Source organism: Streptomyces sp. NPDC053076 (assembly GCF_044546845.1).
Classification (GTDB): domain Bacteria; phylum Actinomycetota; class Actinomycetes; order Streptomycetales; family Streptomycetaceae; genus Streptomyces.
The window spans coordinates 563,224-577,644 of the sequence record NZ_JBITZL010000002.1; the positions used below are offsets into that span (position 1 = coordinate 563,224).

14 protein-coding genes are annotated in these 14,421 nt (G+C 72.1%); 12 read left to right on the top strand and 2 right to left on the bottom strand.

Features of this window, described 5'->3' with window-relative positions; genetic code table 11:
- Positions 1 to 18: 18 nt before the first annotated feature.
- Positions 19 to 1,023, top strand: coding sequence for an adenosine deaminase (locus ACIGYR_RS09770; RefSeq protein WP_399595955.1), 1,005 nt, complete (start codon positions 19 to 21; stop codon positions 1,021 to 1,023).
- On the opposite strand, the gene ACIGYR_RS09775 is transcribed toward ACIGYR_RS09770, so the two are convergent.
- The gene (locus ACIGYR_RS09775) at positions 996 to 2,309 is read right to left on the bottom strand and encodes an MFS transporter (protein WP_399595953.1); all 1,314 of its coding nucleotides are present in this window, start codon (positions 2,307 to 2,309) and stop codon (positions 996 to 998) included. The two genes, ACIGYR_RS09770 and ACIGYR_RS09775, sit on opposite strands and share 28 nt — an antisense overlap.
- A gap of 276 nt (positions 2,310 to 2,585) precedes the next feature.
- On the opposite strand from ACIGYR_RS09775, the gene ACIGYR_RS09780 reads away from it, so the two are divergent.
- The 7 genes from ACIGYR_RS09780 (at position 2,586) to ACIGYR_RS09810 (ending at position 9,434) form a co-directional block, all read left to right on the top strand.
- On the top strand, positions 2,586 to 3,482 hold the full coding sequence (locus tag ACIGYR_RS09780; protein WP_399596521.1) for a 5-dehydro-4-deoxyglucarate dehydratase: 897 nt from the start codon (positions 2,586 to 2,588) through the stop codon (positions 3,480 to 3,482).
- On the top strand, positions 3,479 to 4,819 hold the full coding sequence (locus ACIGYR_RS09785) for a glucarate dehydratase family protein (protein ID WP_399595952.1): 1,341 nt from the start codon (positions 3,479 to 3,481) through the stop codon (positions 4,817 to 4,819). The genes ACIGYR_RS09780 and ACIGYR_RS09785 overlap by 4 nt, the downstream gene beginning before the upstream one ends.
- A 72-nt stretch (positions 4,820 to 4,891) precedes the next feature.
- Complete coding sequence (locus tag ACIGYR_RS09790) at positions 4,892 to 6,049, top strand: carbohydrate kinase family protein (RefSeq protein ID WP_391838419.1); 1,158 nt, start codon at positions 4,892 to 4,894, stop codon at positions 6,047 to 6,049.
- A 130-nt stretch (positions 6,050 to 6,179) separates the two neighbouring features.
- Positions 6,180 to 7,259: a PhoH family protein gene (locus tag ACIGYR_RS09795; RefSeq protein ID WP_399595950.1), complete on the top strand. Its 1,080-nt coding sequence runs from the start codon at positions 6,180 to 6,182 to the stop codon at positions 7,257 to 7,259.
- A 12-nt stretch (positions 7,260 to 7,271) separates the two neighbouring features.
- Positions 7,272 to 7,769 carry an rRNA maturation RNase YbeY gene (ybeY, locus tag ACIGYR_RS09800; RefSeq protein WP_391838422.1) on the top strand — a complete coding sequence of 166 codons (498 nt, stop codon included), beginning with the start codon at positions 7,272 to 7,274 and terminating at the stop codon, positions 7,767 to 7,769.
- Between the two features lie 7 nt (positions 7,770 to 7,776).
- Entirely contained in the window at positions 7,777 to 9,078 is a 1,302-nt protein-coding gene (locus ACIGYR_RS09805; protein ID WP_399595949.1) for a hemolysin family protein, read from the top strand.
- Complete coding sequence (locus tag ACIGYR_RS09810) at positions 9,075 to 9,434, top strand: MmcQ/YjbR family DNA-binding protein (RefSeq protein ID WP_391838426.1); 360 nt, start codon at positions 9,075 to 9,077, stop codon at positions 9,432 to 9,434. Before ACIGYR_RS09805 ends, ACIGYR_RS09810 begins: the two co-directional genes overlap by 4 nt.
- Here the strand turns inward: ACIGYR_RS09810 and ACIGYR_RS09815 are convergent.
- Entirely contained in the window at positions 9,396 to 10,835 is a 1,440-nt protein-coding gene (locus ACIGYR_RS09815; RefSeq protein ID WP_399595948.1) for an MFS transporter, read from the bottom strand. The two genes, ACIGYR_RS09810 and ACIGYR_RS09815, sit on opposite strands and share 39 nt — an antisense overlap.
- A gap of 148 nt (positions 10,836 to 10,983) precedes the next feature.
- Here ACIGYR_RS09815 and ACIGYR_RS09820 point away from each other — a divergent pair, with 148 nt between their 5' ends.
- From ACIGYR_RS09820 to ACIGYR_RS09835, 4 genes are all read left to right on the top strand, one after another.
- Positions 10,984 to 11,805 carry a helix-turn-helix transcriptional regulator gene (locus ACIGYR_RS09820; RefSeq protein WP_391839694.1) on the top strand — a complete coding sequence of 274 codons (822 nt, stop codon included), beginning with the start codon at positions 10,984 to 10,986 and terminating at the stop codon, positions 11,803 to 11,805.
- Between the two features lie 28 nt (positions 11,806 to 11,833).
- A complete protein-coding gene (locus ACIGYR_RS09825) occupies positions 11,834 to 12,187 on the top strand; it encodes a cytidine deaminase (RefSeq protein WP_399595946.1) in 354 nt (117 codons plus the stop codon).
- A 216-nt stretch (positions 12,188 to 12,403) separates the two neighbouring features.
- Positions 12,404 to 12,880: a hypothetical protein gene (locus ACIGYR_RS09830; RefSeq protein WP_399595944.1), complete on the top strand. Its 477-nt coding sequence runs from the start codon at positions 12,404 to 12,406 to the stop codon at positions 12,878 to 12,880.
- 151 nt (positions 12,881 to 13,031) lie between these two features.
- Positions 13,032 to 14,360 carry a beta-xylosidase gene (locus ACIGYR_RS09835; RefSeq protein ID WP_399595943.1) on the top strand — a complete coding sequence of 443 codons (1,329 nt, stop codon included), beginning with the start codon at positions 13,032 to 13,034 and terminating at the stop codon, positions 14,358 to 14,360.
- Positions 14,361 to 14,421: the final 61 nt, after the last annotated feature.

Sequence of the window (14,421 nt, forward strand, 5' to 3'; positions counted from 1 at the left end):
CACCCGTACGATGCTTTGATGCCCCTCCCGAAAGCAGAACTGCACCTCCATATCGAAGGCACCCTGGAGCCGGAGCTGGCGTTCGAGCTGGCCGCCCGCAACGGTGTGACCCTCCCGTACGCGGACACCGAGGAACTCCGTACGGCCTACCGGTTCAAGGACCTCCAGTCCTTCCTGAACCTGTACTACGAGCTGATGACCGTCCTGCGCACCGAGCGCGATTTCACCGACCTGGCCGACGCCTACCTCGCCCGGGCCGCCGCCCAGGGCGTGCGGCACGCGGAGATCTTCTTCGATCCGCAGGCCCACATCGCGCGCGGCCTGAGCCTGGGCACGGTCGTGGAGGGGCTGTGGCGGGCGCTCGGCAGCAGCGAGCGGAACCACGGCGTCTCCACCAAGCTCATCATGTGCTTCCTGCGCGACGAGTCCGCCGACTCGGCGCTGGAGACATTGCAGGCAGCGACGCCGTACCTGGACCGGATCACCGGGATCGGCCTGGACTCCGCCGAGGTCGGGCATCCGCCGGCGAAGTTCCGGGAGGTGTACCAGGCCGCCGCGGCGCTCGGGCTGCGCCGGGTCGCGCACGCCGGTGAGGAGGGGCCGCCGGAGTACATCACCGAGGCGCTGGACCTGCTCGGTGTGGAGCGCGTCGACCACGGACTGCGCTGCCTGGAGGATCCGGTGCTGGTCGAGCGGCTGGTACGGGAGCGGATCCCGCTCACCCTCTGCCCGCTGTCCAACGTCCGGCTGCGCGCCGTGGACACCCTGGCCGACCACCCGCTGCCGGCCATGCTCGACGCCGGCCTGCTGTGCACGGTCAACTCCGACGACCCGGCGTACTTCGGCGGGTACGCGGGGGACAACTTCCGCGCCGTGCACGAGACGCTGGGCCTGGGCGAGGACCGGCTGCGCGAGCTGGCCCGCAATTCCTTCCTCGCCTCCTTCCTGGAGGACGACGAGGAGCGCAGGGCCCGCTGTCTCGCCGAGGTCGACGCCTACGTGTTCGGCGACGCGGTGTCGTAGGCGCGCTGAGCGGGTAGGGCGGGCGACTCCAGCGGAACTTCCACGACAGGGATCCGCGCGGCGGGGTTCCGCACGGCGGTTTCCGCGACGGGGATCTCCACGACCGGGATCTCCACGACGTGCGTGGGGCGCCTGCCGGCCCGCAGCGCCACCGCCGTCATCGGTACGGCGGTCAGCAGCAGCCCGGCGCCGAGCACCCACCCCATCACCGGGAAGCCCGCGCCCGCGGCCAGCACACTCCCCGTCAGCGGTCCCGCCGCCGTCCCCAGCGCGGACGCCGAGCCGACCAGCACCGCCCAGCGCCCGCGCGGGTCGAGGGAGGCGGCGAGGCCGATGACGTACGACAGGACGACCGGGTACAGCACGTTCCAGGAGATCTCGCCCGCCGCGAAGGCCGGGAGGTCCCGCGCCGACGCGCTGAGCGCGATGCAGCCGGCGATCAGTGCCGTACCGGCGCCGATGGGCATGGCCTGGCCCAGCCGTTGCCCGAGTGCGCCCGCGCCGACCACCCCGACGAGTCCGGCGCCGAGCGCGACCGCGAACACCGCGCCGACGGTGACCTCGGAGAGACGGGCCTGATCGAGCCCGATCCGGCCGCTGACACCCCAGAGGGAGTTCTGGGCCAGGGACCAGAACGGCATCGCGGCGGCCAGCAGCAGTCCGGCCCGCAGGCGCGGGAGCCGGCCGTAGGCGACGGTCGTGCGGGCCGGTGCCGTGCGACCGGGCAGTCGGCCGGTGAGCGGCCAGACGGCGAGCGCGGTCAACGCGATGGCGGCCAGGGGCAGGCCGTGGCCGGGGCCGAGGCGGGGGATCGTCAGGTACAGGGCGCCCGCGAGGCCCGAGACGCCGAGCAGACCGAGGGTGGTGACCCGGTGCGGGTCCCAGGCTCTCGACTCCGTTCGAGCGCACGGCACCGCCCCGATGGCGGCGATGCCGCTCGCGGCGACCGCCGTGACGGTACCGGACCCGAAGCCGCCGATGACCGCGCCCGCGACGACGGCCGGGACGGCGCCGGTGAGGGCCGCGCCGCCGTAGCCGAGGACGGCGAGGGCGAGGCCGGTGCGGGCGAGGGCACGGGGGCCCGACCGGTCGACGCGGGAGGCCAGCAGGAAGCCCGCGATCGCCGAACTCAGCAGCAGGGCACTGCCGATGGCACCGGCCTGGGTGGCGGTGAGCGGCAGGCCGCTGTCGAGTCTGCCGACGGTGGTCGGCAGCAGATACGGGGCGAGATACCCGGCCGTGAACAGGGCGACGAGGGGCCAGGGCAGGGTGCGGGGGGCGGACACGGGCGTTCCCAGGGCAGGCGAGAAGAGCGGCTCGGAAAAGGGGGGTTGGGCGCCGACCGTCGACGGACAGGAACGCGCGAGCAAGTTGTATCAAGCACGTGGATCGGCGAAGAAGACCGGGGGATGTGATCCCCGCCACGGTTGCGTTTGGGGGTGGTGGTGGAGGGTATGAGCGCCTAACCTCGTTCTCATATGTAGACGCTATTCACAAGAGGAGATGGTCCGGTGGGCGGCGACCCGGCTCCGCAGGACGTGGCGCGGCGACTGCGGGAGGGGATGGCGCGCGGCGTGCTGTCCTTCCCGCTCACCGCCTTCCATGACGACGGCACGCTCGATCCCGACGGCTTCCGCGCGCATGCGGCCGACCGGCTGGCGGCCGGACCCGGCGCCCTCTTCCCGGCCTGTGGCACCGGCGAGTTCTTCTCGCTGGACGAGGAGGAGTACCGCGCCGTCGTCACCATCGCCGTCGAGGAGGCGGCCGGACGGGTGCCCGTGGTGGCCGGCACCGGATACGGCTGGGCACAGGCCGCCCGGTTCGCGCGGATCGCGGAAGAGGCGGGCGCCGACGCCCTGCTCGTGCTGCCGCACTATCTGACCGACGCCCCGCAGGACGGCCTCGCCGCCCAGCTGGAGCAGCTCGCGGCCCGCACCCGGCTGCCGCTGATCGCCTACCAGCGCGGCCAAGTCGCTTATGACGTGGACTCGTTGCGGCGCATCGCCCGTATCCCGAACGTCATCGGGCTCAAGGACGGCCACAGTGACCTCGACCGGCTCCAGCGCCTCACCCTCGCCGCCCCCGACGGCTTCCTCTTCTTCAACGGCGCCGCCACCGCCGAGATGCAGGCCCGCGCCTACGCGACCGTCGGTGTCCCCGCCTACTCCTCCGCCGTCCACGCCTTCGCGCCCGAGATCGCCGGCGCCTTCTTCGCCGCGCTGCGGGACGAGGACCACGGCACCGTCGACAAACTGCTGCGCGCCTTCTACGTCCCGTTCGTCGAACTCCGCGACCGCGCGCCCGGATACGCCGTGTCCCTGGTGAAGGCGGCGGCCCGGCTGCGCGGGCAGGGCGTCGGACCCGTGCGCGCCCCGCTCGCCGACCCCTCGCCCGCCGACCTCGCCGACCTGAAGGCCCTCCTCACCGCCGGACTCGACCTCGTAGGAGCCTCTCTGTGACCCGTGATCTGACCATCGCCGAGGTGCGGCTGACCCCGATCCTGGTCGCCGACGCGCCGCTGCTCAACACCCAGGGCGTGCACCAGCCGTACACCCCCCGGCTCATCGTGGAGATCGTCACGGCCGACGGGATCACCGGGCTCGGCGAGACCTACGGCGACACCAAGTACCTGGAGCTGGCCCGGCCGCTGGCCGAACGACTCACCGGCCGTTCGGTCATGGATGTGAACGGACTCTTCGAGATCGACCTCGCCGTCGACTCCTCCCGGGTCGAGGGCCAGACGGACGCCGGCGGGCTGCGCGGGGTGCAGACCGCCGACAAGCTGCGGCTGTCCGTGCTGTCCGCCTTCGAGGTCGCCTGTCTCGACGCCCAGGGCAAGGCGCTCGGCCTGCCCGTGCACGCGCTGCTCGGCGGCAAGGTGCGGGACGCGGTCGAATACAGCGCCTACCTGTTCTACCGGTGGGCCGGACACCCGGCGGGCGTCCCCGCCGAGGAGGACGAGTGGGGCGCCGCGCTCGATCCGGCCGGGGTGGTGGAACAGGCCCGCGGGCTCCAGGAGCGGCACGGGTTCGGCTCGTTCAAGCTCAAGGGCGGGGTCTTCCCGCCCGACGAGGAGATCGCCGCGGTCCGCGCCCTCGCCGACGCCTTCCCCGGACACCCGCTGCGCCTCGACCCCAACGGCGCCTGGTCGGTCGCGACCGCGCTGAGGGTGGCGAAGGAACTCGGAGACGTCCTGGAGTACCTGGAGGACCCGACGCTGGGCACGGCCGCCATGGCCGAGGTGGCCGCCGGCTCCAGAGGGGCGGCGCGCGGCGCCTCGGGACCGGGCGGTGCGGGGCGACGGACGGGTGTGCCCCTGGCCACCAACATGTGCGTGACCACCTTCGGGGAGATCAAGGAGGCGTTCACCCTCGACGCCGTCCAGGTCGTCCTCTGCGACCACCACTACTGGGGCGGGCTGCGCAACACCCAGCGACTCGCCGCGATCTGCGCCGCCTTCGGCGTCGGGGTGTCCATGCACTCCAACACGCACCTGGGCGTCAGCCTCGCCGCGATGACCCAGGTGGCCGCCACGGTCCCCGGCCTCCACCACGCCTGCGACTCGCACTACCCCTGGCAGTCCGAGGACGTCCTCACCGAGCGGATCGCCTTCGTGGACGGCCGGATCGCGGTGTCCGACGCGCCCGGCCTCGGCGTCGAACTGGACCGGGACGAACTGGCCCGGCTGCACCGGCGCTGGACCGAGGACGACGGCTCCCTGCGGGACCGCGACGACGCGGCGGCGATGCGGACGGCCGAACCGGACTGGCGGACACCGGCGATGCCCCGCTGGTGAGCGCGCGCACGGGCTTTCGGTGCGTGACCTGGTGCAGACTGGCCAGAACCGCACCATGCCAGGGAGCGCACCGTGACGCCGTCGCACACCCTCACCGGAGAGGAACCGGAACACCTCACCCAGACAGGGCGCCGCAAGGCCCAGGTCGACCCGCTCGCCGGCTTGCGCGCCCCCGGCGACCCACCCTGGGACGTGTACCTGACCGGCACGGTCTTCCTCGACATCATCTTCACCGGCCTGGACTCGGCGCCGGTTCGCGGCACCGAGTCCTGGGCCAGGGGCATGGGCTCCAGCCCCGGCGGGGTCGCCAACATGGCCGCCGCGCTGGCCCGGCTCGGCCTGCGGACCGCCCTCGCCGCGGCCTTCGGCGACGACCACTACGGCGAGTACTGCTGGGACGCGTTGGAGCAGGGCGAGGGCATCGATCTCTCGGCCTCGCGGACCGTGCCCGGCTGGCACTCCCCGGTGACCGTCTCCATGGCCTACGAGGGCGAGCGGACCATGGTCTCCCACGGGCACGAACCGCCGCCCCGGACCGTGTTCGTCCCGGACGGGGCCGCGGCCCGGCCGCCGCGCGCGCGGGCAGCCGTCGCCTCCCTGACCCCGGGCCGCAGCGCGCCGTGGATCGCCGAGGCCGCCCGCGGCGGCACCCGCATCTTCGCCGACGTCGGCTGGGACGAGACGGGCGCGTGGGATCTGTCCGGCCTCGCCGACCTGGAGCACTGCGAGGCGTTCCTGCCGAACGCGGAGGAGGCCAAGCGGTACACCGGCGCCGACTGTCCGCGCGTCGCCGCGCACGCCCTGAGCGAGTACGTGCCGGTGGCCGTGGTGACCCTCGGGGAGGAGGGCGCCTACGCGGTGGACCGGCGCACGGGGGAGGCGGCCGAGGTGCCCGCCATCGCCGTGGAGGCCCTGGACCCGACCGGGGCGGGAGACGTGTTCGTCGCCGGATTCGTGACGGGTTCCCTCGCGGGGTGGCCGCTGGCGGACCGGCTGGCCTTCGCGGGGCTGACGGCCGCGCTGTCGGTGCAGGAGTTCGGGGGGTCGCTGTCGGCCCCGGGATGGTCGGAGATCGGGGCGTGGTGGCGGCGGGTGCAGTCCCTGCCCGGACAGGAGCCGAAGGCGTTGGAGCGGTACGCGTTCCTGGAGGGACTGGTGCCGGAGCGGCTGGACCGGCCCTGGCCGCTGCGGCGGGCGGTGCCGACCATCGGGTTCGGCCGGGCCGGCTGACCTGCCGGCCGGCGGCCCCGCTAAAAGCCCTACGGTGTTGTCAGCCCCCCGTCGTACCCTGGATAGCGCGAGGCCGCCCTCAGCTACGCGGCCGTGACGAGGAGGAAGCGCAGGCCTTAAGCGCCGGCCCATGACACAGACACCCACAGCTCACACATCCGCGCAGGAGCAGGCGAGAGCGCAGCTCACCGTCCCCGCCCAGCACCCCATGGTGACCGTGCTGGGTTCCGGCGACTCCCTCTTGCGCGTGATAGAGAGGGCCTTCCCGGCGGCCGACATCCATGTCCGGGGCAACGAGATCAGCGCGGTCGGCGACCCGGCCGACGTCGCCCTGATCTCGCGCGTGTTCGACGAGATGATGCTGGTGCTCCGCACCGGGCAACCGATGACGGAGGACGCAGTGGAACGCTCGATCGCCATGCTCAAGGCGAGTGAGAACGGGACGAGCGACGGGCCCGAGACCCCGGCGCAGGTACTGACGCAGAACATCCTGTCCTCGCGTGGCCGCACGATCCGCCCCAAGACCCTCAACCAGAAGCGGTACGTCGACGCGATCGACAAGCACACGATCGTCTTCGGCATCGGCCCCGCCGGTACCGGCAAGACCTACCTGGCCATGGCCAAGGCCGTGCAGGCCCTCCAGTCCAAGCAGGTCAACCGGATCATCCTGACCCGTCCGGCGGTCGAGGCCGGCGAGCGGCTCGGCTTCCTGCCCGGCACGCTCTACGAGAAGATCGACCCCTACCTGCGCCCGCTGTACGACGCGCTGCACGACATGCTCGACCCCGACTCGATCCCGAGGCTGATGGCCGCGGGCACGATCGAGGTCGCGCCGCTCGCCTACATGCGCGGCCGTACGCTCAACGACGCCTTCATCATCCTGGACGAGGCCCAGAACACGAGCCCCGAGCAGATGAAGATGTTCCTCACCCGCCTCGGCTTCGACTCGAAGATCGTGATCACGGGTGACGTCACCCAGGTCGACCTGCCGAACGGGACCAAGAGCGGCCTGCGGCAGGTGCAGGAGATCCTGGAAGGCGTGGAGGACGTCCACTTCTCCCGGCTGTCGTCCCAGGATGTCGTACGGCACAAGCTGGTGGGCCGTATCGTCGACGCGTACGAGAAGTACGACAGCGACCATGGCACCGAGAACGGCGCCGCCAAGGGCGGCCGTGGCAGGACGGGCGCCAAGGGCACCAAGGGGAAGTAGACCAGCACGACCATGTCGATCGACGTCAACAACGAGTCCGGCACCGAGGTAGACGAGCAGGCGATCCTCGACATCGCCCGCTACGCGCTCGCGCGGATGCGCATCCACCCGCTCTCCGAGCTCTCGGTGATCGTCGTGGACGCCGAGGCCATGGAGCAGTTGCACATCCAGTGGATGGACCTGCCGGGCCCGACCGATGTCATGTCGTTCCCGATGGACGAGCTCCGGCCGCCGTCCAAGGACGACGAGGAGCCGCCGCAGGGGCTGCTCGGTGACATCGTGCTCTGCCCGGAGGTCGCCGCCAAGCAGGGGACCGAGGCGCCCACGCAGCACTCCATGGACGAGGAGCTCCAGCTGCTCACCGTCCACGGCGTGCTGCACCTGCTCGGATACGACCACGAGGAGCCCGACGAGAAGGCCGAGATGTTCGGGCTCCAGGCCGCCATCGTGGACGGTTGGCGGGCCGAGCGCGGCCTGACCGGGCCGTCCCCGGCGCCGACCGTCTCGTAAACGGCCCATGTCTTTGCAGATCGTGTTCGGCGCGATCGCGCTGGTCGTCGTCGCCTGGCTCGCCGCCTGCGCGGAGGCGGGCCTCGCGCGTGTCTCCAGCTTCCGCGCCGAGGAGGCCGTGAAGTCGGGCCGGCGCGGCGGCGCCAAGCTCGCCCAGATCGCCGCCGACCCCACCCGTTATCTCAATCTGGCCCTGCTGGTCCGTGTCGCCTGCGAGATGGCCGCGGCGGCACTGGTGACGTACGCCTGTCTGCAGGAGTTCGCCGCCACCTGGCAGGCGCTGCTGGTCGCCATCGGCGTGATGGTGCTCGTGTCGTACGTCGCCGTCGGCGTCTCGCCGCGCACCATCGGCCGCCAGCACCCCCTCAACACGGCGACGGCGGCGGCGTACGTGCTGCTGCCGCTGGCCCGGGTCATGGGGCCCATCCCGTCCCTGCTGATCCTCATCGGCAACGCGCTCACCCCCGGCAAGGGCTTCCGGCGCGGCCCCTTCGCCTCCGAGGCGGAGCTGCGCGCGCTGGTCGACCTCGCCGAGAAGGAGTCGCTGATCGAGGACGAGGAGCGCCGCATGGTGCACTCGGTCTTCGAGCTGGGCGACACCCTGGTGCGCGAGGTCATGGTGCCGCGTACCGACCTGGTCGTCATCGAGCGCTACAAGACCATCCGCCAGGCCCTCACTCTCGCCCTGCGCTCCGGTTTCTCCCGGATCCCGGTCACCGGCGAGAGCGAGGACGACATCGTCGGGATCGTGTATCTGAAGGACCTGGTCCGCAAGACGCACATCAGCCGGGAGGCGGAGGGCGACCTGGTGTCCACGGCCATGCGCCCGGCCGTGTTCGTGCCCGACACCAAGAACGCCGGTGACCTGCTGCGCGAGATGCAGAAGGAACGCAACCACGTCGCCGTCGTCATCGACGAGTACGGCGGCACCGCCGGGATCGTCACGATCGAGGACATCCTGGAGGAGATCGTCGGCGAGATCACCGACGAGTACGACCGGGAACTCCCGCCCGTGGAGGACCTCGGCGACGACCGCTTCCGGGTCACGGCCCGCCTGGACATCACCGACCTGGGCGAGCTGTACGGCCTGGAGGAGTACGACGACGAGGACGTGGAGACCGTCGGCGGGCTGCTCGCCAAGGCGCTCGGCCGGGTGCCCATCGCCGGTGCCTCCGCCGAGGTCGAACTGCCCGACGAACGCAGGCTGAAGCTGACGGCGGAGGCCGCCGCCGGCCGCCGGAACAAGATCGTCACGGTCCTGGTGGAGCCCGTGCCGGTGCCCGTCGCCCAGGAGGACGAACCGGAGTGACCCCCCAGGAGCTGCGTGCCCTCTGCCTGTCCTTCAACGCCGTCGTGGAGGACTTCCCGTTCAACCCGGAGACCTCGGTCTTCAAGGTGCTGGGCAAGATGTTCGCCCTGACGAACCTGGACGCGCGGCCCCTGACGGTCAACCTCAAGTGCGACCCGGAGGACGCGATCCGGCTGCGCGGCGAGCACGAGGGACTGATCGTCCCCGGCTGGCACATGAACAAACGGCACTGGAACACCGTCACGGCCGACGCCGAGCTCCCGGACCGGCTGGTCCGGGAGCTGGTCGAGGACTCGTACGACCTGGTGGTCGCCGGTCTACCGCGCGCCGAGCGGCTGCGGCTCGACCGTCCGTGACCTCAGGCCCAGGCCGACCAGGACGGCGGCGGTGAGGACCACCGCCGCGTCCAGGGCGAGGACCGTGTGCGCCCCGCTCAGCAGGTCGCCCGAGGTGGTGGCCAGCACGCCCAGCAGCGGGATACCGACCGTGATGCCGACCTGCTGGGTGGAGGTCACCAGACCGGTGGCCAGGCCCTGCTCCTCGTCCGGGACGCCCGAGGTGACGGTGACGCCGTACGAGATGATCGCGCCCAGGTGGCACATGCTCGCCAGGGACACCGCGGCCGTGGCCAGCCACACCGACCAGGTGTGGGCGTTCAGCAGGAGCAGGGTCGCCACCAGCGTGCCCTGACCGGCCAGCGAGCCGACCAGGGTGCGGCGGGCGCCGAAGCGGCCGATGACCCTGGCGGCGCGGGTGCCGGCGACGGCCGACAGGATGCCCTGGACACCGAAGACCAGCCCCGTCTCGAACGCCGACAGGTGCAGGACCTCCTGGAGGTACAGGGTCAGCACGAAGACCACCGTCGACATCATCGAGAAGGTGACCAGCCCGCCCACGTTGCCCCACGCCACCGAGCGGCGGCGCAGCATCGGGAGCGAGACGAGGGGGGCCGCAGAGCGGGACTCGATCACCGTGAACGCGGTCAGCAGCAGGAGCCCGGCGATCAGCGCCGTGATGACGTCCGCGCGGCCGAAGCCGTGGTCGGCGGCCGTGGACAGGGCGTAGATCAGCGACAGCAGACCGGTGGTGACGGTGACCGCTCCGGGCACGTCCAGGCGCGGGCGCTGCGGGGTCCGGGACTCCGGCAGCAGGCCGGGCGCGAGCGGCAGGACGATCAGCGCGAACACGGTGAGCAGGGCCATGGTGGAGCGCCAGCCGAGCGTGTCCGTCAGCACCCCGCCCGCGACCATGCCCACGGTGAAGCCCAGTGACAGCAGCGTTCCGGAGATGCCGAGGGCGCGGTCCCGGGCCGGGCCCTCCGGGAAGGTCGTGGTCAGCAGGGACATGCCGGTCGGCACGATCGCCGCCGCGCCGAGGCCCTGCAGCGCGCGCCCGGCGAGGAAGGACGCCGGGTCCCAGGCGAGCGTCGCCAGCAGCGAGGCCGCGCCGAACAGGGCCAGACCGGCCAGGAACAGTCTGCGCCGGCCGTAGAGGTCGCCCATGCGGCCGAAGAGGAGCAGGAAACCGCCGGAGGGCAGCGCGAACGCGGTGATCGCCCACTGGAGGGCGGACTGGCTCATGCCGAGGTCGCCGCCGAGGTCGGGCAGGGCCACGTTGAGGACGGAGAAGTCCAGCGCGACCATGAACTGGGCCGCGCACAGGACGAACAGGACGAGCTTGTCGCGCGTCGACAACCGGGGGGTGCCGAGCGATGCGCCCGCGGGGGCGGTGGGTTGGGTGGTGGTGTCGATCGCCATGGCACGAGCTTGGGCCGGCCGGAACAATCCTGGGGAGTCGGAACTTATGGTGGTGGTGGCACCACCAGACACGACGGGGGAGGAGCGGTACGTGCCTGCTGCGGAGGCGACGAGGAGTGAACGGCGGAACGAGCTGCGGGAGTTCCTGATGAGCCGGCGGGCCCGGGTCAGCCCGCAGGAGGCCGGCCTGCCGGGCGGTGGCGGCCGGCGCCGTACGCCCGGACTGCGCCGGGAGGAGGTCGCGGTGCTCGCCGGCGTGGGTGCCTCCTGGTACCAGTGGCTGGAGCAGGGGCGGGACATCTCCGTCTCCGCCCAGGTCCTCGACGCCGTCGCCCGGGTGCTCAGGCTCAGCGACGCCGAACGCCGCCACCTGTACCTGCTGGCCGGGCTGAACCCGCCCGCGCCCGAAGTCGTCGCCGACCGGCGGGACATGTGCGACGGGCTGCGGCGGCTGATCGACACCTGGATGCCGTACCCGGCGCACATCATGGACCTGTACTACAACTGCGTGATGTACAACGACGCCGCGGCGATCGTGCTCGGGATGCGGCCGGACATCACCCAGAACTGCCTGATCGACTTCTTCGTCGATCCGCTGTACCGGTCGCGCAGCAACAGCTGGGAGCGGAACGCGCGCACGGTGGTGGCACAGTTCCGGGCCGCCTGCGCGGCGCGGCCGGACGACGAGGGCTTCCAGTCGGTGCTCGCCGAGGTCTCCGCCCGCAGTCCCGAGTTCCTGGCGCTGTGGGCCGAGCGGGACATCGAGGACCAGGGGCAGGTCCGCAAGGAGCTGGACCATCCGGTGGCCGGGCTGCTGGTCGTGGAGTCGACCGTGATGAAGGTGCCGGCCCGGCCCGATCTGATGATCGTGCTGCACACTCCGCTGGACGAGGCGAACACCGCGGCGAAGCTGGAGTGGCTGGCGACTCCCGAGGGACGGCGGGGCGCCATGCACCCCGTGGCGGGGTGAGCCTGCCGTGGCTTCGTATGCTCTGGGCATGACCGAGAGCAACGCGCTTGACCCAGAGGACCGCAAGATCGTGACCCTGGCCCGCTCCGCGCGGGCCCGCAACGGTGTGCCCGAGGGCGCGGCCGTACGGGACGACACCGGACGTACGTACGTCGCCGGGTCGGTGGAGCTCGCCTCGCTGAAGCTCAGCGCGTTGCGCACGGCCGTTGCCATGGCCGTGGCTTCCGGAGCCACGTCCCTGGAGGCGGCGGCGGTGGTGAGCGAGGCGGAGTCGGTGCCGGACGAGGACCGGGCCGCTGTCGCCGACCTGGGTGGTGCCCGGACGCCGGTGCTGCTCGCCGGGCCCGACGGGAGTGTGCGGGTCACCGTCTCCGCCGGCTGACCCCGTCCCGTCGGCCGAGAGGCGACCGAACAGCAGGTCGGCTGGAATTCCACCTTGTTGGGGTCCTGCCGGTCCGCGTCAATGGACCTCGTACCGTCCGACGGGCCGTCAGATCCGCACCGCCGCGCAGCGCGCCCGCACCCGCCTGCTCAGGCTCCCCGTCCGTCGGCGTCCCCACCGGGCACTCCCCCCACACGGAAAGGGAAGCGGATCCCCATGAGAGGCAAGCACACGGCAACAGGTGCGGCTCTGGCCGCCGGGGCCCTCGCGGTCACCGGACTCGCCTTCGCGCCCACCGCGGCCGCCGTCACTCCCCAGACGGCGACCATCACCGCGAGCTGCGGCATCTTCGGCGGTGGCGCGGCCACGCTCACCGCCACCCAGAGCGGCACCTCGGCCACCATCACCCTCACCTCCTCCGCGATCAGCCCGCCGGTCGCGGTGGCTGCGGACTCGATCTCCTCCACGCTCACCATGGCCAAGGCGGGGGGCGGCACCGTCGTGTTCAGCGGCACGAAGAACCCGGCCATGAGCGCCGGCTCCCCGGTCAGCGTCGGACCGCTCCCCGGTACCGTCGCCTCCGGTGACAGCCTGGACGCCTACGGCGGTTCGCTGAAGATGGTGATCTTCGGGATCACCGTGACCTGTACGGCGCCGGCCAAGCAGGCACCCGGCCCGTTCGTCTTCGGCTGACTGAACTGAGCGATCTGTTCCGGATGCCGCAGAAACTGATGATCCGTCAGATTTCTGCGGCATCTCCATTGACTTCTCACCCCCGCTCCACATCAATGCCCCCTGTCGGCGCAGACGAGCCGCTGCGCCAACCACCCTCAGGAGGGGGCCCATGGGTTCGACACCCCGAAGAGCCCGACGGTGGCGCTGGGCGTCACTGCTCGGGGCGACCGCCCTCGCGGTCACCGCGGGCGGCGCGCTGGCCTGTCCGGCCGGCGCCGCCGGCACGAACGTGGACTTCGCCACGCACTGCATTCCGCCGGCCGTCGCCGGCATCCCGCCGATCGACGGCACCACCACCGCTAACGTGTCGGTGGACAACGTCAGTCCCAAGGTCGGCGACACGGTCACCGTGACCTACACCGTGGTCACGGCCGCCGCCAGCAACCCCACCGACCTGGCGCTGCCGGCCGACATCATGACCCCGACCGGCAAGGTCACCCTCGGCGGCGCCCAGACCGGGGGCGTCACCGTCGCCGGACCGAAGAAGAACCCGCCGGTGCCGGGAAGGGCCGCCTTCCCGTCCTTCTCCATGACCGGCACGTTCACCGTCACCAAGGCCGGGCAGATCACCCTCTCGCCCGGCGACTACAACATCCACACCAGCTACATCCTGGAGCTGGACACCCCGTGCACGGTCATCACCCCGCCCGCCCCGGCCTCGCAGACCATCACCGCGACCGACGGCACCCCGGCCAACACCCGGGCCATCTCGCTCGGCTCCGCCTCCGGTGACCCCGGCGCCGGTGTCACCGTCAGCGGGTCGAACTTCACCCCGGGCGCGACCGTCACCCTGGCCGGACGGTCCGGCGCCACGCAGACCGCGGACACCGCGACCGTGACCGCGAACGCCCAGGGCTCCTTCAGCGGCACCCTCGTCGTCAACGACACGACGACGACCGGGATCGTGGCCTACGAGGGCGGCTCCTGGAACGCGGACAAGGGCGCCGGACCCGCCGCCTACGTCGTCAACGACAACACACCCGTCCCGGACGGCAGCCAGAAGCTGACGACCACCGTCAAGGCGGGCACCCTGTCCATGTCCCAGGCCGGGGACTCCGTCGCCCTGTCGGCGGTCGACTTCGGCCAGGGCGGAGCCTCCACCGGCAGCCTGAACACGGTGACCGTCAAGGACTTCCGCGGCGGGCCCGCGGGCTGGTCCCTGACCGGCAAGGTCACCGACTTCACCGGCCCCGGCGCCAAGATCGACGCGGGCCGGCTGAGCTGGACGCCCGCCTGCGCGACCAAGGCGGGCAGCCCCAGCACCTGCAAGGCCGGTTCGGCGGGCACCGTGGGCACCTCGGGAGCGACCCTCGCCTCGACCCCGAACGGCACGCTCACCGGCGGCCAGTTCACCGTCGACGCCGGACTCTCCCTGGACGTGCCGGCGTTCACGCCCCCCGGCTCGTACTCCGGCGTCCTGACCCTCACCCTCACCTGACCGACCGCACACCGGCACCGGTGGCCGGGCGCCCCGCCGTAGGACCGGGGCCGCATCCGCC